At 59.5% G+C, this 25,193-nt stretch carries 22 protein-coding genes; 11 read left to right on the top strand and 11 right to left on the bottom strand.

The annotated features are described in order from the left end of the window. The first annotated feature begins 6 nt into the window (after positions 1 to 6). The 7 genes from K3166_RS00245 (at position 7) to K3166_RS00215 (ending at position 8,145) form a co-directional block, all read left to right on the top strand. Positions 7 to 2,319 carry a DUF2460 domain-containing protein gene (locus K3166_RS00245; protein WP_221422722.1) on the top strand — a complete coding sequence of 771 codons (2,313 nt, stop codon included), beginning with the start codon at positions 7 to 9 and terminating at the stop codon, positions 2,317 to 2,319. Next, positions 2,316 to 3,131 carry a DUF2163 domain-containing protein gene (locus K3166_RS00240; RefSeq protein ID WP_221422721.1) on the top strand — a complete coding sequence of 272 codons (816 nt, stop codon included), beginning with the start codon at positions 2,316 to 2,318 and terminating at the stop codon, positions 3,129 to 3,131. The genes K3166_RS00245 and K3166_RS00240 overlap by 4 nt, the downstream gene beginning before the upstream one ends. After that, positions 3,128 to 3,544 carry an NlpC/P60 family protein gene (locus K3166_RS00235; RefSeq protein WP_247714668.1) on the top strand — a complete coding sequence of 139 codons (417 nt, stop codon included), beginning with the start codon at positions 3,128 to 3,130 and terminating at the stop codon, positions 3,542 to 3,544. Before K3166_RS00240 ends, K3166_RS00235 begins: the two co-directional genes overlap by 4 nt. 2 nt (positions 3,545 to 3,546) lie before the next feature. Continuing rightward, positions 3,547 to 5,724 carry a GTA baseplate fiber-binding domain-containing protein gene (locus tag K3166_RS00230; RefSeq protein WP_221422720.1) on the top strand — a complete coding sequence of 726 codons (2,178 nt, stop codon included), beginning with the start codon at positions 3,547 to 3,549 and terminating at the stop codon, positions 5,722 to 5,724. Positions 5,725 to 5,742: 18 nt separating this feature from the next. Next, positions 5,743 to 6,192, top strand: a complete 450-nt coding sequence (locus tag K3166_RS00225; protein WP_221422719.1) for a DUF2793 domain-containing protein — start codon at positions 5,743 to 5,745, stop codon at positions 6,190 to 6,192. A gap of 199 nt (positions 6,193 to 6,391) precedes the next feature. Then, positions 6,392 to 7,522, top strand: a complete 1,131-nt coding sequence (locus K3166_RS00220) for an OmpA family protein (RefSeq protein WP_221422718.1) — start codon at positions 6,392 to 6,394, stop codon at positions 7,520 to 7,522. A 95-nt stretch (positions 7,523 to 7,617) separates the two neighbouring features. Next, positions 7,618 to 8,145 (top strand): superoxide dismutase family protein, encoded by a 528-nt coding sequence (locus tag K3166_RS00215; protein WP_221422717.1) that lies wholly within the window; start codon positions 7,618 to 7,620, stop codon positions 8,143 to 8,145. Between the two features lie 10 nt (positions 8,146 to 8,155). Here the strand turns inward: K3166_RS00215 and K3166_RS00210 are convergent, their stop codons facing one another. From K3166_RS00210 to K3166_RS13485, 7 genes are all read right to left on the bottom strand, one after another. Next, a complete protein-coding gene (locus K3166_RS00210) occupies positions 8,156 to 9,742 on the bottom strand; it encodes a spinster family MFS transporter (RefSeq protein ID WP_221422716.1) in 1,587 nt (528 codons plus the stop codon). 4 nt (positions 9,743 to 9,746) lie between these two features. Further along, entirely contained in the window at positions 9,747 to 10,463 is a 717-nt protein-coding gene (gene queC, locus K3166_RS00205; RefSeq protein ID WP_221422715.1) for a 7-cyano-7-deazaguanine synthase QueC, read from the bottom strand. Between the two features lie 39 nt (positions 10,464 to 10,502). Further along, complete coding sequence (locus K3166_RS00200; RefSeq protein WP_221422714.1) at positions 10,503 to 10,910, bottom strand: hypothetical protein; 408 nt, start codon at positions 10,908 to 10,910, stop codon at positions 10,503 to 10,505. 128 nt (positions 10,911 to 11,038) lie between these two features. Further along, complete coding sequence (hslO, locus tag K3166_RS00195) at positions 11,039 to 11,944, bottom strand: Hsp33 family molecular chaperone HslO (RefSeq protein ID WP_221422713.1); 906 nt, start codon at positions 11,942 to 11,944, stop codon at positions 11,039 to 11,041. 38 nt (positions 11,945 to 11,982) lie between these two features. Further along, positions 11,983 to 12,918 (bottom strand): ornithine carbamoyltransferase, encoded by a 936-nt coding sequence (gene argF / locus K3166_RS00190; RefSeq protein ID WP_247714667.1) that lies wholly within the window; start codon positions 12,916 to 12,918, stop codon positions 11,983 to 11,985. Between the two features lie 10 nt (positions 12,919 to 12,928). Next, the gene (locus K3166_RS00185; RefSeq protein ID WP_221422711.1) at positions 12,929 to 14,116 is read right to left on the bottom strand and encodes an aspartate aminotransferase family protein; all 1,188 of its coding nucleotides are present in this window, start codon (positions 14,114 to 14,116) and stop codon (positions 12,929 to 12,931) included. Between the two features lie 130 nt (positions 14,117 to 14,246). Beyond that, complete coding sequence (locus K3166_RS13485; protein ID WP_221422710.1) at positions 14,247 to 15,035, bottom strand: cold-shock protein; 789 nt, start codon at positions 15,033 to 15,035, stop codon at positions 14,247 to 14,249. 309 nt (positions 15,036 to 15,344) lie between these two features. Here K3166_RS13485 and K3166_RS00175 point away from each other — a divergent pair, with 309 nt between their 5' ends. Next, complete coding sequence (locus K3166_RS00175; protein ID WP_221422709.1) at positions 15,345 to 15,785, top strand: protein tyrosine phosphatase family protein; 441 nt, start codon at positions 15,345 to 15,347, stop codon at positions 15,783 to 15,785. On the opposite strand, the gene K3166_RS00170 is transcribed toward K3166_RS00175, so the two are convergent. Beyond that, positions 15,786 to 17,204 (bottom strand): amidohydrolase, encoded by a 1,419-nt coding sequence (locus tag K3166_RS00170; protein ID WP_221422708.1) that lies wholly within the window; start codon positions 17,202 to 17,204, stop codon positions 15,786 to 15,788. It abuts the gene before it with no gap. Positions 17,205 to 17,264: 60 nt separating this feature from the next. Between K3166_RS00170 and K3166_RS00165 the strand changes: the two genes are divergently transcribed. The 3 genes from K3166_RS00165 to K3166_RS00155 are packed head-to-tail and all read left to right on the top strand — an operon-like array spanning position 17,265 to position 20,224. After that, positions 17,265 to 17,669 (top strand): hypothetical protein, encoded by a 405-nt coding sequence (locus K3166_RS00165; RefSeq protein WP_247714666.1) that lies wholly within the window; start codon positions 17,265 to 17,267, stop codon positions 17,667 to 17,669. 5 nt (positions 17,670 to 17,674) lie between these two features. Then, positions 17,675 to 18,613 carry a sterol desaturase family protein gene (locus tag K3166_RS00160; RefSeq protein ID WP_221422707.1) on the top strand — a complete coding sequence of 313 codons (939 nt, stop codon included), beginning with the start codon at positions 17,675 to 17,677 and terminating at the stop codon, positions 18,611 to 18,613. Between the two features lie 24 nt (positions 18,614 to 18,637). Then, a complete protein-coding gene (locus K3166_RS00155) occupies positions 18,638 to 20,224 on the top strand; it encodes a GMC family oxidoreductase (RefSeq protein WP_221422706.1) in 1,587 nt (528 codons plus the stop codon). On the opposite strand, the gene K3166_RS00150 is transcribed toward K3166_RS00155, so the two are convergent. The 3 genes from K3166_RS00150 to K3166_RS00140 form a co-directional block, all read right to left on the bottom strand. Continuing rightward, entirely contained in the window at positions 20,221 to 20,751 is a 531-nt protein-coding gene (locus K3166_RS00150) for a GNAT family N-acetyltransferase (protein WP_221422705.1), read from the bottom strand. The genes K3166_RS00155 and K3166_RS00150 overlap by 4 nt on opposite strands. A gap of 71 nt (positions 20,752 to 20,822) precedes the next feature. Continuing rightward, positions 20,823 to 23,594, bottom strand: a complete 2,772-nt coding sequence (locus K3166_RS00145; protein ID WP_221422704.1) for a TonB-dependent receptor plug domain-containing protein — start codon at positions 23,592 to 23,594, stop codon at positions 20,823 to 20,825. 251 nt (positions 23,595 to 23,845) lie between these two features. Further along, positions 23,846 to 25,180 (bottom strand): ammonium transporter, encoded by a 1,335-nt coding sequence (locus K3166_RS00140; RefSeq protein ID WP_425594584.1) that lies wholly within the window; start codon positions 25,178 to 25,180, stop codon positions 23,846 to 23,848. Between the last annotated feature and the right edge of the window lie 13 nt (positions 25,181 to 25,193).

The following is a 25,193-nucleotide window of genomic DNA, read 5'->3' as shown; positions in this document are numbered from 1 at the left end:
ATTCCCATGGCATTCTGGCTAGCAGCCTCACGACAACGGCAGGATTCCGACTGGATACAGCGGTTCGATCCGCGGTTCTGGACGGTCAACTTTCCACGCCCGATGATGGCAAGCGTTGTCACCACGAGCGCAAATTCACTCCGGGTTGACTGCGAATTCCATCACGAGGGCGAATTGGCCGGGTTGATCTGGGATAGCGAAGACGCCCTCGATCATCCTCTTCTGGCATATCGAACGGTGCGCGATTATTCGCACTGTGTTCTTCGTTTTCGTTGGCAGAGCAGCGGGGTTCTCCCGCTCGACGCTGCCAATGGTCCGACGCTGACTATCGAAGGGCGCGATGCGGCTGGCCAGGTACGCAGCTGGTACGTCCGGCTGTGGAACTACGCGTCCGGGACGGTCGAGGATGCCCGCATCGAGCTGCCGTTCTCGGAAATCGCATCTGGCTGGTCGCTCCCTGGGGAAGCCGTCTGGCCCAAGGACATCGACCGGATGTTCATCTCATTGGCGCCGCAAGGTTATGTGGAAGCGAGCAGCAAGCGATTGGCCAACCGTGTCAACGGATGGGTGACCATCAGCGAGATGAATTGCGAAGGTGAGAACGCAGTCATCGAGATCGGAGATATTCTCCTGCCGGCGCACGAAGAACAGATTGCTATTTCTTACGATGACAGCTTCAACCAGACGCCCGCGCGTCTCCTGCGCAATGCCGAGGGCCTCGGCTATCGAGGAAGGATCGTCCACTACGTCGGCATGAGCCATTACTACCGGCTCAATGATTACGGCGGAAAACTCGAGACTGCCTTTGGCGGCGCATTGTGCGAACCGGCGGAGGTTTGGCACGCCGATTACTTCGAACGTGCGGTCGCCCAAGGCTACGCGCCCATTGTCTCGCTGTCCTACGAGGTTCTGGATCAAGATTGCCCAATATGGTGGACACAAAAAGCTTGGGACGGCACCGTAGCCTTGACCGGCTGGGACCCGCCTTCGACCTTGCTCACTCCTTCGAGACCCCAAGCCATGCAATTTCTGCAAAAAGTGGCGGTCAATTTCGTGACTTTGCTCGAACAGGCGGGCGGTAAACCTCTCTTCCAGATCGGCGAGCCCTGGTGGTGGGTCCAACCGGATACCGGCGCCCCGTGCATCTTCGATGGCAAAGCCAAAATGGACTTTGGCGACGCTCTCGTGCCGATCACGGACATGCGGGCACCGCTGGACGAAGACCAGCTTGCACTGCTGGATCTGGCAGGAGAAATGCTTTCGCAAAGCACCATCGACCTTGCGAACGCCGTAAGGGACGCCGCCGTGGGCGACGCTGAAATCCTTCTGCTCGCGTTTACGCCAACCTTGCTTGATCCAGAGATGCCGGAACTGCACCGCGCCAGCCTGCCGTCCGGCTGGGCTTATCCCGCATTCGACCGACTGCAACTGGAAGACTACGACTGGTTGACAACCGGTCGCGATGCCAACCGCAGGATTGCCTATGCGCAGGTCGAGGACAAACTCGGTTACCCGGTCCATCGTACTGATTACCTCTCCGGCTTCGTGCTTGATCCATCAGACGCTGAGACTTTGTGGCCGCTCATCGATGCCGGGCTTGACGAAGCGCGCTCGCGCGGCGTGGAGCAAAGGTTCGTCTGGGCGCTGCCCCAAATTCAGCGCGACGGATACGTCCGCCTGCCCACACCCGAGGATGATGAAATGCAAGCCTTCGATGATGTCGCCTACCCGCTGGCGCTGGGCCGCGACACACAGGTCAGTCCCGAGTTTTCGACATCTGTTGCTGTCACCGCTTCGGGCCATGAGCGGCGCAACGCACTGTGGTCAGATGCCCGGATGCGATATGATGTCGGGCCAGGCGTTCGCTCTCAAAAGGAACTGGCAACCCTCATCGGCTTCTACCGGGCTAGGTTCGGTCCGGCACGCGGGTTTCGCCTACGCGATCCGTTCGATTTCAGCTCGAACGAAGGCGATGGTGCTCCGGGAATGAGCGATGAATTGCTAGGTTTTGGCGACGGGGTCGTCTCGTCATTTCAGCTTGTTCGCAATTACGGCGAGCAGGTGAGGCCGATCACGCGGCCGCAAGACGGCACGATTGCCGTCAGCGTAGATGGGATCGCCTCCAGCGCCTGGACACACGTCGGCAAAGGCCAAATCCGTTTCCTTCAGCCGCCTGCCCCGGGTGCGGAAATCCGCGCAGGTTTCCTTTTCGATGTGCCAGTCAGGTTTGCCGAGGACAGGCTGGACATCTCGGGCGCGACCTTCGCCGCCGGCGAAGCACCGTCGGTTCCGGTTATCGAAGTGCGTGAAGCACCATGAGCAGGATCTACTTCGACCGTGAACTGGATACGGTAGCTTCTTACTGGCGCATTCACCGAAAGGACGGTGTCGCGCTGGCTTTCACAACCCATGACCGCGATCTCTATTTTGGCGGGATGCTTCACCGCAGTGCGCCCGGGATGCTGCCATCCGCCATTCGCAGGACTATCGATCTATCGGATGACGAGGCGGAAGTGGATGGCGCGCTCAGCCATGACACGATCAAGCGCGACGACCTCCTTTCGGGCCGTTTTGATGGAGCCTCGATCGAGACAGGCGTCGTAGATTGGGAGACCCTTGAGAATTCCTCCCTCTATGCCGGCTCAGTCGACGCAGTCAGCCAGGACGCCAGCGGATTTTCCGCGCAGCTGCGTTCGGTGAAGGCCGATCTCGATATCGATCCTGTCCCGCGTTCCAGTCCGTCATGCAGAGCCAGATTTGGCGGTCCGGGATGCGCGATTTCAGCGACGCGTTTCGAGACGCGAAGCTCGGCAGTTTCTCTCGATCGCGGCGCAAATTCCGTCAGCTTCCCGCTCGAGGACCTTCAGTCCTACGTGCACGGACATCTGCGGTGGCTGGATGGACCGCAAACCGGCTTGTCCTTCAGGATTATTGACCAGCAGGACGGCGCCCTGTTCCTCGACAGACAGCTGGACGAAGGTACCACTTCGGGAAGCAGGGCCATCCTTCGCCAAGGCTGTGAGCGTACTATAGCCTGCTGCTCCCAACGATTTGGCAATGCGCTCAACTTTCAAGGCGAGCCATATCTGCCGGGCAATGACCTGATCGTGCAATACCCCCAGCCCCGGTGACCGACCTTGCCATGCGCTTTGCCGAAGAAGCGGAGCGGCTGGTCGGCGTTCCTTATCGCCTTTACGGGCGCAGTCCTGCGGCAGGTCTCGACTGCGTGGGCCTGGCAATTGCGGCCTTGAAAAACTGCGGTCGCCCGGTCGCTGACCGAAGCGGCTATTCGCTGCGCATTTCCAACCTGTCGGAGCTGTTCGACCTGGCGCGCAAATGCGGGTTCAGGCCAGCATGCGGGAGCACGGTGCCCGGTGACGTGTATTGCGTCAAACCCGGCCCCGCTCAGGCGCACATTGTAATCGCAGGCCGCTCAGGTCGCTTCCTTCACGCCCATGCGGGGCTTGGCCGCGTCGTCAGCCAAGGGTCGCTGCCCGATTGGCCGATACTCGCGCATTGGCGCCTATTCACCGAACCGGAGTAACTATGGCAACCCTGCTTCTGACTGCCGTCGGCAGCGCTTTTGGCCCTATTGGCGGCGCCATTGGTGCGCTGGCCGGGAGGACCATCGACGCCCACATCTTCAAACCCGATGCTCGTGAAGGATCTCGGCTTAAGGAAGTTTCGATATCCGGATCAAGCTACGGCACTCCGCTTGCCCGGCATTATGGGGCCATGCGCGTGCCGGGGACCATCATCTGGTCGACCGGTTTCAAGGAAACCGCAGCAAGCGATGGCGGGGGCAAAGGCCAACCGGAAACCACGAGCTATAGCTATTCCGTCAGTTTCGCCGTCGCGCTTTCGAGTCGTCCGATCGATCGGATTGGGCGGATATGGGCGGACGGGAACCTGCTGCGCGGCGCCAGCGGCGATCTCAAATCGGGCGGGACTTTGCGAATTCATCGTGGACTGGCCGACCAACTCGCCGATCCCTTGCTCGACGCAGAGCTAGGCGCTGCATGCCCCGCTCACCGGGGTCTTGCCTACGCTGTATTCGAGGATTTGGATCTCACCGATTTCGGCAACCGCATACCAGCGCTGAGTTTCGAATTGTTCGCCGGTTCAGGCAGCGAACTGATCAAGCTTATGCTCGCGCCCCATGAAATCAGTGCGTCGGAAAGCGCCCGGTTTTCTGAATTGCGGGGGTTCAGTCACGAAGGCGGTACACTCAAGAGCGCCGTACAACTCGTTGGCAACCTCCACCCCCTGTCGCCGAGGATTCAATCTGGCTCCGTCGTAATACGATCGGCTGCCGATCCAGCGACTGTCCCGCGCATGTTGCCAGAACCAGCAGCATGGGATGATGGCGATTTTGGAACGCAATCCGGACATAGCCAGACCCGGCGCGATCAACGCTCACGCGCTTTTTCCGGACTGCGCTATTACGATACCGCGCGCGACTACCAGCCAGGGATGCAGCACGCAGATAATAGCGAAGCAGATGGCGTCACATTCGAATTCCCCGGCGCGCTGGCAGCGGCGGATGCAAAATCGCTTGCCAGCCGTGCAAATGACCGGCTGATCACTCGCCAAGATGCCATGGCTTACCGGCTGGCCGAACTTGATCCTGAAATAACACCTGGCACGCTTGTTCAAGCGCCGGGAATTGACGGCGTTTGGCAAGTCGCAGGATGGGAGTGGCGCGAACGGGGTATCGAGCTCGACTTGCTGCGCTACCGCCCCGAGAGCGCAAGGTATGCTGCGGCCGATCCGGGCACTCACTGGCTTCCGCCCGACAGGTTGGCAGCACACTCGACACTTCGCGTGTTCGAACTGCCTTGGGACGGAACCGGTAGCCCAATCGAGCGCCGCGCCTTCGCTGCAATAGGCGCTCACTCAGGACGCTGGCCCGGCGCAAGGCTCTACGCTGAACAGGCCGGGACACTTCAGGATACAGGCGTATTCGCCTCCCGCAGGGCTATCGGCGGTTATCTATCGCAGCCATTAACGTCCTCGCCGGCCATCAGGTTGGAAAGCGGCGCCAGCGTGCTGGTGCAATTGGACGATTTTGCCGCCCAGTTAATTGGTTCCGATGCCAATGGCTTGTCTGCCGGCACAAATCGCGTCCTCGTGGGCTCGGAAATTCTCCAGTTCACTTCGGCAGAGCCAAGAGGCGACGGGGCCTGGCTGCTCAGCGGTCTGCTTCGCGGCCGCGGAGGCACAGAGGCTTCGGCTTCGAGGGGACATCCATCTGGAACTCCGGCGACACTGCTTGATCAGCGAGTGAGCGTCATTGGCCAGGACTTACACAGCCAATTTGGTTCAGAATTCGCAGCCCTCGGACCAGCGGATACAGAACCTGCAACCGCTATCCTCGAGAACGGCGGCGCCAGCCTTCAGCCCCCATGCCCGGTACATGGCCGGATTGAGAAGAAGGACGGCAGCATCCGAATTTCTTGGACGCGCCGCGCAAGAGGCGGCTGGCTCTGGCTTGATGAAGTCGATCAGCCACTGGTCGAGGATGCGGAGCAGTACGAAGTTGCGATTGGCTCGTTCGATGCGCCGTCGGCGCATTGGACGACATCGGAGCCCGAGTTGTTGCTCAATTCCGCTGATGCCGAGGCGATTCGACTGGATCACCCAGGCGAGGCGGTACTGATCCGTCAGATTGGCACCTATGCCCGGTCGCCAGCCCTTTCGATCGCAGACGCGTTCGCACTATAACACGAGGATACCCCCCAAATGACGCTCCCTTCCAGCTTCCGTGACAAGACACCCAGGCATGAACTGCCTTTCTTGTTCGCAGGACAAGCTCAGCGCGAATTCTTTGTGAATGAAAGCCTCGCCCGGCTCGACCTCCTGATTCAGCCATCAGTAGTGGGAGAGATCGGAAATCCGCCGGAAGAGCCCGAGGATGGCCAGTGCTTCCTCATTGCCGAAACTGCAGGTGGTATCTGGACGGGTCTGGACGGAAATATTGCAGGGTGGATCGCGGGCGAGTGGGTGTACGCAGTTTCGTCGGAAGGCATGCAACTGCACGACCTCTCGACCGCCACGATGCTTACCTACAAAGGTGGCTGGCAGAGAAGCACCCCGATTGCAGAACCGAGCGGAGGAAATACAATCGATGCCGAAGCGCGCTCGGCAATCGCTGCCCTTATCGCGACAATGACGCAACATGGCGTGTTTTGAATTTAACGCGGAACCGTAAGCCACTGGCGTCGTTAAGGCTCCGGACGGGCACTAATTCGCCCAGACGGCTTTGAAATTCGACGGGAATCGCGACATTCTTGCAACAGTTCACGTCTAATGGCAGCTTGCCACCTGTAAGAGGGAAAGTTAGATAGTTCTTTCTCGGTGGCTCCAATTCGCAATAAAGGGGAAATACATAATGCGGAATTTCGTCCTAGGAATGGCGATGGCCTCTACGGCCCTTGCATCGCCTGCCCTCGCACGAGATAATTCGTGGTACATCGGCGCCGAATTCGGTCCGATGCTCACGGAAGATCTCGATCTCGCAGTAAACAACGCCGACGGCGATGAGATCGACACAGTCTCTCTCGACACCGATTTCGGTTACGATGGCGGTGGCTACGTCGGTTACGACTTCGGTGCTTTCCGTCTGGAAGCAGAAGTCAGCTATCGCGAAGCTGACCTCGACACGGTCACAACCGGTCCGACTGGTTTGGCAAACGGCGGCTTCAATGCGCTGAGCAATGAATTCAACGCAGAAGGCGGTATCGACGCGCTGAGCTTCATGCTCAACGGCCTGTTCGATTTCGGCTCCGATGATGGCATCCAGTTCTACGCTGGTGGCGGTATCGGTGTAGCGCGCACCAATGTCGAAGCTCGTATCTCTTCCACCGGAAGCGCTTCGATTGACGATTCCAGCAGCGACCTTGCGTGGCAGCTTCTTGCTGGCCTGAACGCACCGCTGACCGACAACGTCGATGTTGGCCTGCGCTATCGCATGTTCACTGCTGAAGACGTTGAGCTGGTTGACCTTGGTGGCCGTGGTCTTGACGACAAATGGCGCACGCATTCGATCATGGGAACGCTGACCTACAACTTCGGCGCACCTGCCGCAGTTGTACCCCCGCCGCCCCCGCCGCCTCCGCCGCCTCCGCCGCCTCCGCCCCCGCCTCCGCCCCCGCCGCCGCCGGCGCCGGTGTGCCAGCAGGGCCCGTACATCGTCTTCTTTAACTGGGACGAATCGGACATCACTCCGGAAGCAGCGACAATCCTCGACAACGCAGTTTCGGCGTACGCCAATTGCGGTATGGCTTCGGTCATGCTCGCAGGCCACACCGATACTTCGGGTTCGGCCCAGTACAACATGGGTCTCGCCGAACGTCGTAACTCGTCGGTCCGTGATTATCTGAGCGCCCGTGGCGTTCCCGATGGCCGCATCAGCAGCGAAGCATTCGGTGAATCGCAGCTGCGCGTTCCGACCGCCGACGGTGTTCGCGAACTCCAGAACCGCCGTGTGGAAGTTACCTACGGTCCCGGTTCGGGCATGTAATTTCGCTTAAATAGCGAAAACAGGATTAGGGGCCGGAGCAATCCGGCCCCTTTTTCGTTGGTGGTGGAGAAACGTGAAATACGAGGATTTCCAACATGCGTCCCCATTTAGCGATTTTGACCGCGGCACTTGCTGTGAGCGGCTGCTCGACCATCGACGGCCTCCCAACCGAAAAGATCGGCGATGCGAAGTTGAGTTTCGCCAATGGCGTTCCTGCCGGAACAGCGCAGTTACTTTCTGACGCCCAGATCATATCGCTTGCGCTAGCGGCCACCGGGCTCGAGCCAGGCCCCCACGGGTTCCATCTTCACACAACCGGTAAATGCAGTGCCCCCGACTTCAAGAGCGCCGGGGGCCACCTCAATCCTGGCAACCAGCAGCACGGCTCTCTCAACCCTAATGGCAAGCACTTGGGCGACTTACCCAATCTCGTGGTCGGCGCTTCACGGTCCGCAGGCACCGAGATCGATATCGGTCCCGACACCACGGAGCTCCGCGATGCTTTGTTCGATGCTGACGGAACCGCGATCGTGATCCATGCCGGACCCGATGACTATCAGAGTGACCCAGCCGGAGATGCTGGCTCGCGCGTGGCGTGCGGTGTCCTCAGCCGTTCAAGATGACGGCCAGAACTTAGATTTCTTCACCGGCTGCGCGCGCGCGCTCGAGGACAGTTCGTTCCGCTTTTGGAACGGTCCGATAAGCGATGAAGAGCATTACCAAACCGATCGGCACAGCAATTAGTAGGCTAAGGCCACCGGTCGACAGGCTTCCGGTCACGGTAGACACTTGGCCCGCCATGTAGGGACCTAGTGCCAGACCCACCAAAGTGGTGGCGAGGAAGAATGTCGCCGTGGCGGTGCCCCGCATGCGAGGCAGCACGAGGTCCTGTGTCGTCGCGGCGGCCGCTCCGAGAGCTGAACTGCCGAAAAGAGACTGAAAGAACGCGGCGATATAGAACACGGTTGGGTTGAGGGTTGTGAACATGATGAACAGGAACGGCGCAGCAGCCGTCAGTCCAAAAGCTACGACGATCAGCCTTCCAGTCGGCATGCGTTCGCGCAGCCAGTCGGCAACTCGTCCACCTATGATCACGCCGAGAAAACCAGACACTGCTCCCGGTCCGCCAATCCACCAACCGGCAGTCGAGGGCGCTTCTTCAAGAATACGGATCGCGTAAGGCGCGGCCCAGAAAGATGCTGCATACGACATGAAGGCGACCATGCCGTATCCCAAGATCGTGGTCAGGAAGGCGGGAGTGCCCCAGATCAGGCTGAACGTGGGCTCGTCACGGCGCTTTAGGGTCGAGGCCCATGAAAAGATCGCGTAATATCCGATTCCTACGGCAATCCATTGCTGCGCATTGCCGGTGGCCTGCGCCATCGCGTACGCTATAGCACCGATAACTAGTGCGCCGGCCAAATTCAGTGCGATCCCACGTGGCCCAGCTTGAGCTGCACCAATGAGTGTGAATGGCGGAATTACAGCGACGAGCTCCCTGAAGAAGCCCCGGAACGGGTCCTTTGGCGGAGGAGTTACGATCCCTTCGCTCTGGCCCCTCACGGGCTCTCGCAAAGTGAACACGAGGCAGGCGAGCAGCAAACCGGGCAAACCGACGATAATGAATGCAGCTTGCCACCCTGCGAGGCCCAATGGGGCATCGACAGGGAATGCAGCATTCCAGTTTTCCACGATGGCGCCGCCGATCAGTAGCGAGACACCGCCGCCAATATAAAGGCCAGAAGAATAGATCGCGAGCGCGGTGGCCCTCATCTTTTTCGGAAACCAATCCGAGATCAGGGAATAAGCGCTCGGGCTAGCCGTTGCTTCACCCACACCCACGCCGATGCGAGCTACGCTCAGCATTGTGAAGTTCTTCGCAAAGCCTGAGAGAGCTGTGAACGCGGACCAGATCGCCAGGCCTGCGGTCATCAATCTCACACGGTGCCAGCTGTCCGCGAGTTTCCCGAGGGGGATCCCGAACAAAGCGTAGAAAACGCCGAATGCAGTGCCGTAAAGAAAGCCAATCTGGTCATCGCGCAGGCCGAGGTCAGCTTTGATGTCCTCGGCAAGGATCGAGATTATGTTGCGGTCGACGAAGTTCAGGACATAGATGATGACCAATATGCCAAGTGCATACCAGCTATAGGCTGGGACTTTGGCATCCGGGACTGGCGACGCATTTGTTTCGGTTTCCGCGGTAGCGTCGCTCTGGCTCAATCTCTCACTCCCTCAAGTCAGGCGCATCACCTGCATAGGCCGTGGTATCGACAAGGCTCGCTTCGTCAAAGCCCTTTCGTCGCAATCGGCAAGAATCGCATGCCCCGCAGGCCAGTCCATCGGAAGTTGGATCGTAGCAAGACCAGCTCCACGAGGGGTCAAGACCCAGCCTGTGGCACTCGCGCGCGATGTCGGCCTTGCTCATGTGTTGGAGCGGCGCGTGGATTACGAAAGGCTGCCCCTCGACCCCCTGCTTGGTGCCCAGCCTGGCCGTTTCGGCAAAACTTTCGATGAACTCGGGGCGGCAATCGGGATACCCGGAATAATCCAGCGCATTTACGCCAATGAAAATATCGCGGGAGTGTACAGTCTCGGCGAAAGCGGTCGTCAGAGCGAGAAAAACAAGGTTCCTGGCAGGCACATAGGTCACCGGGATATCGTTGCCGACGCCCGATTTCGGCACGGCGATGTCGGCGGTCAAAGCTGAGCCACCAAATTTTCGAAGATCCAATGGCAACTCTACATGACGGGCAACGCCAATCTTGTCTGCAATCGCTCGTGCGGATTGGAGCTCGCGGACGTGCCTTTGACCATAGTCGATCGTGAGCGCATGGACCGCGTGGCCCATTTCTTTGGCCATGGCTGCGGTGACCATTGAATCCAGTCCTCCCGACAGGAGGACGACGGCGGGACCTTTACCCGTGGGCGAATCTAAACTCATGGGTGCGCAGCTAAGGCTTCATCGCTGCACGAGCAATCCTCAGTTGCAGGAACCGGTGCGCCGAGCTTCGGCAGAAAACTGGAATGGCCGGCCATCGGCAATCCCCTGACTATCGATCTGCACCAGCGAACCGCTTTCCTTGCGGATATTGGTCCGTCCGTAGCCGTCGCCCGGACATGTGTATTGGACCGTCACCTCACTCTTGCCGTCTTCCACGACGTAGCGATTGCATCCACTCTGCTTGTGGCGCAGTTGAATGAATTCACGTCCGGTGCGGACACATATCTTGCGGACACTGGACCCATCACGAAAGCGAAGGTCCCAGGCCCCGGTTTCCAGGGAGTTCAGCATGGCTAGAGATGCCTGTGCCATAGCCGGCACGGCATGGCTTGCGAGCGGCAAGGCAAGCACCGCGCCGATAATGGCGACACTCTTGCGAAATTGCATTTGCCCCATGGGAAACCTCACAAACTGACGAGCGAACCGAATCGCTAACTGCATTATATGAACAAATTGAGCTGAACCGTTGTAGAACAGCGCCAAAATACCCTTTTGATACCTTTCGAAGGGATAGACTACGCTTCGATCGGGAATTTGCGCGAACAAAATGCGCAGTCGACTACGATCAAACCTGCGTCATCTCGCATTTCAGCGCGTTCAAGTTCCGGGAATTTTGCAAGAACCGTTTCGTAATGCTCTTTTGAGCAGCGGCAACCCTTCGTGACGCTGTGGCCCTTAATTATGCGGACCTCGTCCTCTTCGTGAAAGAGACGCCAAACGATCGCCTCAAGCGAGAGATCGCTGTCGATCAGCTCATCATGGCGAACCGAGCCGCCCATAACGGCGACATGCTCCCATTCGGGATGGTCCAGCCGTGCGTGCAGGCGCTCGCGGCCTTCCTCTCCATCCGGCAGATGCTGAATAAGCATACCGCCGGCAAAACAACGCTTCCCGTCGGAGCGTACCGCCGTGCGGATTAGGGTTGGCACTTGTTCGGACTGGAAAAAATACGACTGGCAAGCCTCAGCCAGCGTATCGCCTTCGAGGGGCACAATGCCCTGATAACGGCCTTTGCCGCCGCTCATGTCGAAGGTGATTGCCAGATAGCCTTTGCCAAACAACGCGAACAGCGACGGGTTTGCGCCCAACTCGGCCAATTTGGTCTCGTCGAAATCAACATAGCCGCGCAGAGCACCATCCTGATAATCGCAAACGAGCAAGTTGATTGCACCGGCCTCGGTCTGCGCTTGCATGGTAACTTGCGATCCCTCGCCCTTGAGCAGCCCGCCCATCAATGTTGCTAGGACGAGCGCTTCTGCAAGGAGATGGGTTATCGGAACCGGATAGTCATGCGCCTGGAGGATCTCATCCAGCGTGGCATCAAGGCGTACCACGCGACCGCGCGCATTTCGCGCAGGTATAGCGAAAGCCAAGGTCTGGCCAGAATATGTCTCGTCCAAGTTCTGCGTCGTGTCTGTCATGGCCGCCATATGGGTGTGGCAGTTACGATTAACAGGGGTTACCCAGCCTGGCCCAGTCGTTCGAAACACCAAAGCAGGATCGACTTCTGTGCGTGGATGCGATTTTCGGCTTCGTCGAACACGATCGACTGCGCCCCTTCGAAAACTTCGTCAGTGACCTCGTCACCGACATGTGCGGGCAAACAGTGGAGGAATTTTGCGTCCGCCCGGGCGACTGACATCAAGGCTCGATCAACCTGAAACGGCGCCATCGCGGCCAGTTTATTGTGCGCATGCTGCTGGCCCATAGATACCCAGGTGTCGGTAACGATGATATCGGCGTCGCGCGCAGCTTCGTCCGCATCTTGAGTGAGAGTTACGTTCGCCCCGCTTTCCCGTGCGGCCTTCACAAACTCTGCATCGGGTTCGTAGCCTTGCGGCGTTCCGACACGGACGTTGAACTTGAACAGCCCGGCAGCCTCGAGAATCGAGTGCAGGACGTTGTTCCCGTCGCCCAGCCAAGCCAGTTCCAGCCCAGGCAAGGCCTTGCCATGCTCGACTATCGAGAGAAGATCGGCGACAATCTGACATGGATGGGATCGGTCCGTCAGACCATTGATAACCGGCACATCAGCGTAATGCGCCAATTCCTGCGCCTTGGCATGATCGTCGGTCCTGATCATGATCGCATCGACCATCCGGCTAAGGACGCGCGCAGTATCAGCGATACTCTCGCCCCGGCCAAGCTGGGTAGTGCCAGAATCCAGGATCAGTGCCGTGCCGCCCAATTGGCGCATGGCGATATCGAAGCTGACCCGCGTCCTTGTTGAGTTTTTCTCGAAAATCATCCCCAGGACATGGCCAGCCAGCGGCTCATCTGCGTCTGCGCGCCCCTTCGGCCAGTCCTTGCGAGCAGCCTTGCGGTCCTGCGCGTCGGCAAGCATCGTGGCGATCGCGTTGCCGCCGGCGTCGGACAGATCGAGAAAATGCTTCAATGCTGGCTCCTTAATCTTCCGGCTTGAAGCTGGCCGCACCTGCGGAGAGCTTTTCGAAAAATTCGTCGAACTCGGCATCGCCTGCCACCAATGGCGGCAGGATGCGTAATGTCTGATCGCCGGCGGCGACGCACAGCAACTGGTGGTTGTCACGCAGGTGCACGTAGAATGGACGGCTTTCGACCTTCATCCGGAGGCCCAGCATCAGTCCCTTGCCGCGGACGAGATCGAACAGGTCGGGATAATTGCCGATGAACTGTTCGAGCCTTGCGCGGAGGCGTTCGCCTTTTTCGGTCACCTCACCAAGAAACTCCTCGTTGGCGACTGCGTCCATCACAGCCATGCCTGCTGCCATGGCGAGCGGGTTGCCGCCATAGGTCGAGCCATGCGTGCCGAAGCCCATGCCGCGCGACGCCTTTTCGGTCGCAAGGCACGCGCCGATCGGGAAGCCGCCGCCAAGGCCCTTGGCGCTTGCCATGATGTCAGGCTCAATCCCGTAGTGTTCGTATGCGTAGAGCTTACCAGTCCTGGCGACCCCGCACTGAACTTCGTCGAAGACCAGCATAAGATCGTGCTCGTCGCACATTTCGCGCAAGCCCTGCACGAACTCGTCAGATGCCGGACGGATACCGCCTTCACCCTGAATCGGCTCTACCAAGAAGCCCGCGGTCTTGTCGCTCATGAGCGACTTCACGCTTTCGAGATCGTCGAACTCCGCATACTGGAACCCTGCCAGGAGCGGATGAAACCCCTTGTGCATCTTGGCCTGATTCGACGCACTGATCGTGGCCATCGTCCGGCCATGAAACGCGTTGGTGAAGGTAATCAGTTCAGTCCGGTTGGCATCGCCGTCTTCGTGTTGGTGATAGGCACGTGCGGTCTTGATCGCCGTCTCCACCGCCTCGGCTCCGGAATTGGTGAAGAACACCGTGTCGGCGAAAGTCGCATCAACCAGGCGCTGAGCCAGCGCTTCGCCCTGAGGGCTGCCATAAAGGTTTGAAACGTGCATCAGCTTTTCTGCCTGGCGCTGGATCGCACCGATCAGGCCAGGATGACTGTGGCCGAGCAGGTTGACCGCGATGCCGCTGGCAAAGTCGAGATAGCGCGTGCCGTCCTCGTCGATCAAATGACAGTGATCACCCTCGACCGGGCGGACGCCGCAGCGGGGATAAACGGGCATTAGGGGGCTGATGGACATGAAGTCTCCGCGATTCTCTTAAATGAAACGACAAATGGCGGCCCCTGTAGGGAACCGCCATCTGCGTGTTGTTCAACGATCTATTGCCTCACGCGGCGCGGGTCAAACCGGCCTTGCGTCAGGGCGGAAATTATTCCGCTGGCACAAGATTGACCGCCGAGTACTTGCCGCGGCGATCAACTTCGAGATCGAACTGATACCGCTCGCCCTCGTTGATTGCCGAAAGGCCCGAACGCTCGACTGCACTGATATGCACGAATGCATCAGGCTGGCCGTCATCGCGCGTAAGAAAGCCGAAGCCCTTCATTGCATTGAAGAACTTGACCGTCCCGGACGCCTTGTCGCCAGTGAGCTCACGGCGAGGCGCTTCGGTGCGCTCTTCGACCGCTATCACATCGCCAACGACCTGGAGATCCTGAGCGGATACCTTGCCGCCGCGATCAACGAGGTTGAACTCGAGTTCCTGACCTTCAGCGAGGCCTTCGAGGCCGGCACGTTCTACCGCGCTGATGTGAACGAAGATATCTTCGCCGCCGGTTTCCTGCTGGATGAAGCCAAAGCCCTTCTGAGTGTTGAAGAACTTGACCTTGCCCTTGCCGGTGCCGACAACCTGCGCAGGCATGCGGTTTCCGCCGCCACCAGCGCCGCCGCCACCACCACCGCCACGAGGGCCGCCGCTGAAGCCGCCGCCACCGCCGCGATTTCCGCCGCCAAAGCCGCCACGATCCCCGCCGCCGCCGAAGCCGCCGCGATCACCACCGCCGCCGCCATAGCCGCCGCGATCACCGCCTCCGCCAAAGCCACCGCTCTGCGAGTCGAAACCGCCGCCGCCACCGGGGCCGCCGAATGGATCGTAATTGTCTTCACCGAAACCGTCCCGCTTGTCCCGTCCGCGGCGCCGCCCTCTGTCGTAACCCATAACCCTTCAGATACCTTGTCGTTCAGCCAGTAATCACTGCGCAGGCACGGCGGCTGGAGTACGTGCCAGGCTTGGACAGGTACGTGCAAATTGCGCGAGACCTACCCCTCAAACCATATTCCATAGCGCGAAACACCGCATCACGCGAATGTTTTAGCATTTGGTGCTTGTCTGACGAACAATTGTGACATTTTGGCAAGACGCGAGGTAACGCGTATCGCTTGCAAGGCCCTCCTGCAGTGGGCAATCGAATAGCGATCAGAACGATGGTGCCGGGGATTTCTCCCCGGCGCCAAGAGGACAGACAGCATGAGCGATTTCCGCAAAATCACCGACGGCTTTTATGCCAGCCCGCAGATCACCGTCGACGATATGGCCGCAGCCAAATCGCTTGGTGTCACCCTTGTCGTCAATAACCGCCCGGATGGCGAATCGGAAGATCAGCCGGAGGGTTCCGAGATCGAAGCCGCAGCGCGTGCCACCGGAATCGAGTATATCGCCATTCCCGTGTCGTCCGCGGGCTTCAGTCAACCGCAAGTAGATGCCTTGCGTGAAGCCCTCGCGAAAACCGAAGGCCCCACGCTTGGTTTTTGCCGGTCAGGTACACGTTCGACATTCCTGTGGTCGCTCGCACAAGCAGCCAATGGGCGCGAACCTGATGCGATTGCGGCCGAAGCAAGCGCTGGCGGTTACGACATCTCTCCGATCTGGCCCGCATTGGAAGCGCTTGCTTCCAAATCTCAAGGCTAACTACTTGCGATAATCGAGCGGCGGATCACGGTCGCCGAGCAGGGAGATGTATTCGTACCCTTCGCCGCGAGCCGCATCGAATTCATCTCGGGCGGCTTTTCGTAATGCAGGGTTGGTGAACAGCTCTGCAGCCATCAGCGTCAGCGCTTTCGCCGCATGCTGCGCACCTTTATGGCCGATCGAATGCCCGCTGGCCGCTACGGCCTGCCAGCTATGCGCGCTCGTGCCCGGAACCCAGGTAGCGGTTCGCACCCCGACCGTCGGGGTCGCCCAGGACACATCGCCAACATCGGTCGAGCCATAGCCCAAGGCCTTTTCATAAGGCTGGACCTTGGCGGCCTCCTCCAGCGGCCGGGCATTATCGCCAAAGCTGTGCGAAATCTCCCTCGCCCAGACGGCCTCCTCGGGTGAATATTCGATCCCGCCGAGGCTGCGCAGTTTGGCGTCCATGACCTTGGCCAGCGATTCGTTTACCAGCAATGGGTTGTTTCCGTGGATGATCTCCCACTCGACATCGGTGCCGGTTCCAAGTGCCGCGCCCTTCGCCGTTGCTTCGAGGCGGGTCCAAAGGGCCCGGACTTCGTCTGCATCGGAATGGCGGACGTAGTAGAACACCTCAGCGAAATCGGGGATGACATTCGGAGCGGCGCCGCCTTCGGTGATCACATAGTGGATACGCGTATCCATGCTGGTGTGCTCGCGCATCATGTTGACCATCATGTTCATAGCCTCGACACCGTCGAGTGCGCTCCGCCCCCGCTCCGGCGCACCGGCAGCATGGGCCGAAACACCGCGAAACCGGAATTTGGCGGAACGGTTTGCGAGACTCGTACGCGCCGCCGCGCTGTTCTCGTCGTCCGCGTGCCAATGGAGCGCAATGTCGACATCGTCGAACATGCCTGCGCGCGTCATATAGACCTTACCCGACCCGCCTTCTTCCGCCGGAGTACCGTAGAGCCTGATCCGTCCGGGAGTTCCGGTCTTCTCCAGCCAGCGTCTGACAGCGATCGCCGCAGTAAGGGAGCCGCCTGCAAAAAGATTGTGTCCGCAGGCGTGCCCAGCACCCAGTGCGGATTGTTCTCGTGTCGGGGAAGAGGTCTGGCTGATACCGGGTAGCGCATCGTATTCGGCGAGGATCGCGATGACCGGACCGCCTTCACCCCATTCGGCCAGGAAGGCGGTAGGAATGTCTGCGATACCCGCTTTTACCGAGAACCCTTCGCTTTCCAGTTCGTCCTGCAGCAGCCCGCTGGACCGGTTTTCGAGGTAGCCCAATTCCGCCCAGTCCCAGATCTGCTGTGCCACACGGGCCGTCCGGTCGCCTTGTGCTTCGACCTCGGCAACCGGGTCCGCGGACTGCGCAGCAAGCGAGCTGGAAAACAGCGCTGAAGTAGCAGCGAGCAAGGCGATTCTTTTCATGGGCATCCTCCGTTTCATCCTGCTTGCCGGAAAGCGGCGGCCATGCCAATCCATGCCGCAATGGACCTGCCACCCGCCCTGCTCCAGTTCCTTGGCTCGCTGGTCGCCATCCTGGCGCTGGCTGCTTTCGCACGGACGCTGAAACTGGGGTCAGAGCCGCGCATCGCAAGCATCGACGAGGCACGCCGCGCCGCAGACGAGGCAGTCAGCGGCTTCGATCCGATCAAGATCGGGCTGGATGATGATGGCCGCAGCGCACTGCTGATGGAAGCCGAGGGTCGGATTCTCCTGCTGCGGCCGCACGGATCGCATCTCGCCGGACGCATTCTTACCGCAGCTGCCAGCGCCCGCATCGAAGAAGGCACGCTGATCGTCGATACTGCCGAAAAGCGTTACGGCGCCGCACGGCTGCGGCTGGCGGATCCTTCAGCTTGGATGCAGGCGATCGAGGCTATAGAAGACTGACAGCCATGCCCGATTTTTCGCCCACCGAACTTGCCGTTCCCGGCTTTGTTGCCCTGGTCCTGATTGAAATGATCTGGGCCCGGCGCAAGCGGCGTGAGGCTTATGAGCCGAAAGACACGCTCACCAGCCTGGCATTCGGGCTAGGTAGCACGGTATCCGGCCTGATCTTCGGTGGGCTGTTTTTGGCGCTGTTCCTGTGGGTGTGGCAGTTCAGACTGTTCGATGTGCCATGGACCTGGTGGGCTTTTGCATTGTGCTTCGTGCTGGACGACCTGGCCTATTACTGGGTTCACCGGTTCGGGCACCGGGTTCGCTGGTTCTGGGCGAGCCATGTCAATCATCACTCCAGCCAACACTATAATCTCAGCACCGCGCTCAGGCAGACCTGGACGGGCTTCCTGACACTGGGCTTCGTATTCAAACTACCACTGGTGCTGGCCGGATTCCATCCGGGCATGATTGCGATCTGTGCCGGGTTTAACCTGGTCTATCAGTTCTGGATTCACACCGAAGCGATTGACCGCATGCCGCGCTGGTTCGAGGCTGTCATGAACACCCCGAGTCATCACCGGGTGCATCATGCGACCAACCCTCGCTATCTCGACCGTAATTACGCAGGCGTCTTCATCGTTTGGGATAAGCTGTTCGGCACATTTGAGGCGGAGACCGATGACGAGCAGATCCGCTACGGTATCGTGAAGCAGCTTGGCAGCTTCAACCTTTTGTGGGCCGTATTTCACGAGTGGATCGGCATTGCACAGGACATACGGCGTAGCCCCTGGAAGCATAAGCTTTCCTACCTTCTGCGCGAACCTGGCTGGACGCATGATGGCAGCCGCGAGACGAGCGACCAGATCCGCGAAGCATGGCAAACCCGCCAGGGGCGCGAAACAAAACAGGTTTCAAGCGAAAACCCGATTGCGGGCGGGCCCGAGGCTGCCTAACCTCTCGAATCGAGAGGAGCTATCATGGATGAATTCGACGTAATCGTCGTTGGCGGCGGCAGCGGAGGCAGTGCTGTTGCGGGCAGGCTTGCAGAATCTGGCAAGAGCGTGTGCCTGCTGGAAGCGGGACCCAGGAACGATAACTTCCTCATCAAAACCCCCGGCTTCATGCCGTTCCTTCGAAATGCGTCGAATTACCGTTACGACACGGTGCCACAAAAAGGGCTCAACGGCCGGATCGGCTACCAACCGCGCGGACGCGGTCTGGGCGGATCATCTGCAATCAATGCGATGGTATATATCCGGGGCAACCGCTGGGATTACGACAACTGGGCCGAGCTGGGCTGTGACGGCTGGAGCTACGAAGACGTGCTCCCCTATTTCAAGCGGGCCGAGCACAATGTTCGCGGCGCCGACGAGTATCACAGCGATGAGGGCCCCCTATGGGTCAGCGATCAGAAATGGCCCAACTCAGGCAGCCTCGCTTTCGTAGAAGCGGCAGCGCAGTTGCAATTGCCGCGGAATGCGGATTTCAATGGGGCCAAGCAGGAGGGCTTCGGCCTCTACCAGGTCACCCAGAAAGACGGCGAACGCTGGTCTGCTGCGCGTGCCTATGTCGAGCCGAAGCGTGGCTCGAAGAATCTGGACATCCGGATTGGCGTAACTGTCCAGAAGCTCGAAATTGAGGATGGCCGCGTTACGGGGGTGACTTACACTGCCGGTAACAGAGAGCGTACGGTCAAGGCGCGCGGCGGGGTCGTATTGTCGGCAGGCGCGTTCAATTCGCCGCAGATCCTGATGCTTTCAGGCATCGGACCGGCGGAGCATCTGCGCGAAAATGGCATCGACGTCATCTGCGACAAGCCCGCAGTAGGGTCTGACCTGCAAGATCACATCGACTATGTTTCGAGTTGGGAAACCAAGAGCAAGGACTTCATTGGCGACAGCCTCGCCGGAACCGCGCGAATGGCCAAGGCGATCATCGAACACCGGCGCAAACGCACTGGCATAATGACTACGCCCTATGCCGAAGCTGGCGGATTCTGGACTGTAATGCCCGATGCGCCAGCGCCCGATATCCAGTGGCACTTCGTACCGGCCATGCTTGAGGATCATGGCCGAGAGAAGGTCAAAGGTCACGGCTTCTCGCTGCATGCCTGCGTCCTGCGCCCGGAAAGCCGCGGAACCGTTCGCCTGAACAGCCGCAATGCCAGCGATGCACCCCGGCTCGATCCCAATTTCCTCGACGATGATCGCGACATCGCGACCTTGCGTGAGGGCGTCCGGCTTTCGCATCGGATCGCCTCGTCACCCAGCCTTTCGAAATACGAACCCAAGGACCGCTTCGAGATCAACCTCGAGGATGACGCACAGCTCGACGATCTGATCCGCAGCAGGGCAGACACAGTCTATCACCCGGTTGGAACCTGCCGCATGGGCGCAGATGAAGATGCGGTGGTCGATCCCACGCTAAAGGCACGCGGGGTCGATGGGCTCTGGATTGCCGACGCGTCAATCATGCCGCGGCTGGTCAGCGGCAACACAAACGCACCCAGCATCATGATCGGGGAACGGTGTGCTGATTTCGTGAAGGCAGAACTCGGAGCCTAGTCGCCCAGCCGCTTGGTCATCGTTGCAAGCGGCACAGGAACCGCGGCATTTTCGTCGAACCATTCGCTTTCGACCACATAGCCGCACCGTTCGTAGAACGGCTTTCCGGCCATCGTGGCGGCCATCTCTATTTCACCGAAGCCTTCGGCTGAGGCAGCCTTTTCCGATACATTCAGGATCAGGCGTCCAATACCCTTCCGCACGTGATCGGGATGCGTGTACATGGCCCGGATGCGGGCACGTTCGGTCGCTGGATCGAGCAGGCGCGGGTCCCTGCCTGCCGAATGGTTGCCGCCATACAATGTGGCCCTGCGCGACCAGCCGCCGCAGCCGACCAGCTCGTCTTCTTCCAGTACGCAAAAGTAGGTTCCGTCATCGATCAGCAGGCGATCAAGGCCCATCCCGGCCTTCGACGCCTCGATCTGCTCTGGCGTGAGGTATCCTCGTTGCAGCTGGTTGATGGCGAGCTCCATCAATGAGCGAATTGCGTCCACGTCGCGCTCTTCCGCGATCCTGATAGTGAACATGCGTGTCTCCCAAAAGAAAGGGCGACCAATTGGCCGCCCCTTCCGTATAGATTGCAAGGGCTAGGCCCGGCTTACCACTGGAAACGAGCGCGCAGGTAATAGCTGCCGCCGTTAAAGCCGAATGGTGACCGTTCGCCGTACTTTGCGCCCACGATGCCCGAGTAGGGGTTCTCGATGGGGTAGTTGTCGAACATGTTCTGTGCACCGACTGCCAGCTCAAGACCGTCCAGCACTTCATAGCCAAGTTCGGCATCGAAGGTCAGTTCGGCATTGGCATCGATTGGCAGCGTCGAGTCTTCAAGGTGAGCTTCATAGTAGCTTCCGAAGTAATTCGCCCGTACCAGGCCGCGGAAACGGCCTTGTTCGTGCGTCACATTGAGGAAGCCTTTCCATTTGGGCAGGCCTTCTTCCAGCTGGCGCACACGCGTTGCCGAGATGGTCTGGCCAACGTCGGTGACCTCGGTTTCGGTATAGTTGATCGCCAGCGTGGCGCGGGTCGTTCCGCCCGGGATCGGGTAGAAGCGAGCGTTTGCCACGAAGTCGAGACCCTGTGTGCGGGTGTCGAAGTCATTGTTGAAGAAGGTGAATGCCACCAGGTCTTCAAAACCGGTGAAATCACCGCGATCAATCACACCAGCCGCGTCGAGCTGGGTGAGCAGCTCTGCCGGTGCAGGAGTAAATGTCGGCGTGCAATTGTTCGCCACACCTTCACGATCGGCCAGGTAGCAAAGCGCTGCCGGGAAATCGATCGTCGAGGAACGCGAGATGCGGTCTTTCAGCTTGATGTTGAAATAGTCGAGCGTGACAGAGAAATCCCCCATGTCACCCGCAACACCCAAGGTGAAGCTGTCAGCCTTTTCGGGCCCAAGCGTAGGTCGGTCGAGGCCAAGCCCGCCATTGGCGACCGTGTCGGCGATATAGTCCGAAGCGATCAAACCGGCCGGGCTGAACAGCGGGAATGTGCCTTCATCCTGCAGCGTTCCGTTGGAGAACTGCGTGGTCACGTTGATGACGTTCGCCTGGCCGGCTGTCGGAACGTGGAAGCCGGTCGAGTAGGTTCCGCGAAGGCGCCACGCATCGGACAGCTTGAACAGGCCGCCCACTTTCCAGGTCAGGGTGTCGCCGAAGCTCTTGGTGTCTTCGTAGCGAACGGCCGCCTGAATGGTTAGCGCGTCGATCAGGTCGGCTTCGATATCGACATAAGCCGCCTTGTTGTCTTCCTTGTTCGTGCCAGCCGCGTTGGTGGCAAAGCCCGGGAAACCGTTCGAGCTTGTCGAGAAGCCCTGGCCCGTCGGGAATGCAGCACTGGGCTGCGCGAGCGGGCCGAGTTCGAACGAGGCCGCATCGCCTGCGGTGATCCCGAATTCCTCATCGCGGTATTCGGCACCGGCTGCAACATAGACGCTGCCTCCACCCACTGCGAGTTCATAACCGAGGTCAAGATTGATGACATTTTCGGTCTGCGAGTATCCGCCAGGGCTGAATTCGGTCGGGGTGTTGGGGCCGAGCGAAGCATTGACCGTGTTGCGGATGGCAAAGCTCGATTTATTCCGGCCGTGGCGATAGCTCAGGTCGAAATCGAGCCCGCCAAGGATCTGCCCGCGGATACCTGCCGCGACCGAGTAATCCTCGATGTCGCCGCCGAAGCGCGGGGTGAAACCGCCGGGAAATAGCTCGACAAACGAGAAGCAGTTCGCGTCCGCGCTCACTGAAGCAAGTATGGTCGGATCGGGGATCAGCCCGCCTTGGGTCAGCGGAATACCTGCCGGGCAATCGCCTGCCGTGTCGAGCGAAAGATCGCCCACGAGCACCGAAGGAACACCGCCATCGGCTTCGGCAAGCGGCGCACCGGTCGCCGGATCAACGAACGGACCAGCGTAAACGCCGCCGCGATTGGTCGGATTGCGGAAGAAGAAACCGCCATCGACATTGCGCTCGGCATAGTTGCCGAAGGCGTAGAGTTCGATCGAGTCCGACAGATCAATGCCGAAATTGGCAAAGAACTTCATGTCGTCATTGACGTTCGGCTGGCCCCAGATTTGGGCAGGATCAGCGACTGCGGTATTCCCCGCAGCAATCAGAGCGGCCGCATCGTCACGCTGTACAGAGCGCGAAGTCGCATCGGATTCGCCATACTCAGCCGACAGGTTGAGGAAGCCCCTGTCAGTGAGGGGAATGCCGATGTTGGCAGCAATGGTGTAATTGTCGCCGTCGCCTTCATAGGTTTCGCCCCACTGAGCAGATATCGCGCCGCCTTCAGGGCTGTCCTTGAGAATGAAGTTGAGGACACCTGCGATGGCGTCAGAACCATATTGCGAGGAAGCGCCATCACGCAGCACTTCGAGCTGCTTGATGGCGATCGAGGGAATTACCGAGATATCGGGCCCTTGCGAACCATCGGAGATGCCGCCGCCCAGAAAGGCGATGACCGCAGCACGGTGTTGGCGCTTACCGTTGACGAGGACGAGGGTGTTATCGGGCGAAAGCCCGCGCAAGTTGGCAGGGCGAACGAGCGTTGCCGCGTCCGAGATGGGCTGGGTGCCAACGTTGAAGGATGGAACCGAAACGCGAAGAACATTGCCGATGTCGCTATCGGCCTGGTTCGATAGTTCGGCAGCGGAAACGATGTCTACTGGCGCAACTGTATCAGCTGCAGAACGGTTCGCCTGGCGCGTACCGGTAACGATAATCGCAGGTGCGTCTGCATCCTGAGCTGCGATTGCGTCACTTTCAATCGCTCGCTGAGCATCTTGGGCAAACGAAGGGGTCGCTACTGCCACACTGGCCACACCGGTCAAGAAAACCGGGAGCATCCGTGATTTTACGCTACTTTTCCGTACCATATTTCCCTCCTCCAAATCCTGAGCCATCATTTTCATGGCGCGTGGATCAAAGGAGTATTCACAAAATATAACAATTGCAATTTAGAGACAGCAATGAGCGATCACTAATTGTGGCATTCTGGCAACAAAAGAAGGCCGGAACCTCGAGGGTCCCGGCCTTTGGTGAGTCTATTGTTCGCAGGAGGAACAAGGTTAGGCGGGGCCGCCCGAGGAGAGAGAGGAGAGAGTAGGCGGCCCCGCCAAACTGGTGATTAGTTGTAGGCGCGTTCTCCATGTTCGGAGATGTCGAGGCCATTGACCTCTTCTTCTTCCGTGACACGCAGACCGACGAGAGCCTTGGCAATCAGACCCGCAATCAAAGTGCCGACGGCAGCCCATACAATGGTCACGACGACGCCCTCGGTCTGGATGAACAGCTGCGCGAGTGTTCCGACAGAGCCATCGCCCGGTCCGCCGATCCACGGCTGGTAGACGATGGCGGTGCCAATCGCGCCGACGATGCCGCCGATGCCGTGGATGCCGAAAGCATCGAGGCTGTCGTCATAGCCGAACTTCTGCTTCACCTTGGCGACAAACAGATAGCAAACGATCGACGATACGATGCCCAGCAGGATCGCCCCGAACGGGCCGCTGTTGCCGGCAGCCGGTGTGACCGCGACAAGGCCTGCGATCACGCCCGAACAGAAGCCGAGAGCGCTGCCTTTGTGGCCAGCGAGCCGCTCGATCACCATCCAGGTGAGCGCGCCTGCTGCAGTGGCAACGAAGGTATTGATCATTGCAAGGCCAGCCGAACCGTCTGCTTCCAGCGCGGATCCGGCATTGAAGCCGAACCAGCCAACCCAGAGCAGGCCAGTGCCGATCATGGTCATGACCATGGAGTGCGGCGGCATAGGCTCTGCCGGATAACCGCGGCGCTTGCCCAGCAGGTAAGCGAGCACCAGGCCCGAGACACCTGCATTGATGTGAACGACGGTCCCCCCAGCGAAGTCGAGGGCACCCGCCGCAAATAGCAATCCATTGCCGGCCCACACCATATGCGCGATGGGGAAGTAGACAATCGTCAGCCAGATCGGGACAAATACCATGACGGCATTGAACTTCATCCGCTCAGCCGTTGCACCCAGAATCAGGGCGGCGGTGATGGCCGCAAAGGTCATCTGGAAGCTGACGAAGACATATTCGCTGATGACTTCATCGGTGAAGGTCGCAGCGGTCGTGCTGGCATCCATGCCGGAGAGGAAATAGCTGCCTCCGCTGATGAACAGCCCCAGCGTTCCTTCATAAGTTTCCGAACCGAAAGCCAGGCTGAAGCCCCACATCACCCAGATCAGCATGGCCAGAGCGGCGGTGGCGCCGATCTGGGTCATGGTGGAGAGCATATTCTTTGCACGGGTCAGACCGCCATAGAACAGGGCAAGGCCGGGCAGGATCATGAGCATCACCAGCACGGTGGCGGTCATCATCCAGGCGTTGTTACCGGGATTGGGAACGGCAGCGGCCACTTCGGCGGCCTCCTGCGCGAATGCTGCACTCGCAGCGGCGAAAGAGGCGCCCAGCATGGCAGCCCCTGTGAAAATCTTACGCATGGTCATTTGGCTC

This window comes from Qipengyuania psychrotolerans (assembly GCF_019711355.1).
Lineage (GTDB): Bacteria > Pseudomonadota > Alphaproteobacteria > Sphingomonadales > Sphingomonadaceae > Qipengyuania > Qipengyuania psychrotolerans.
Note: the sequence above shows the minus strand (reverse complement) of the source record. Positions and strands in the feature narration are given on the sequence as shown.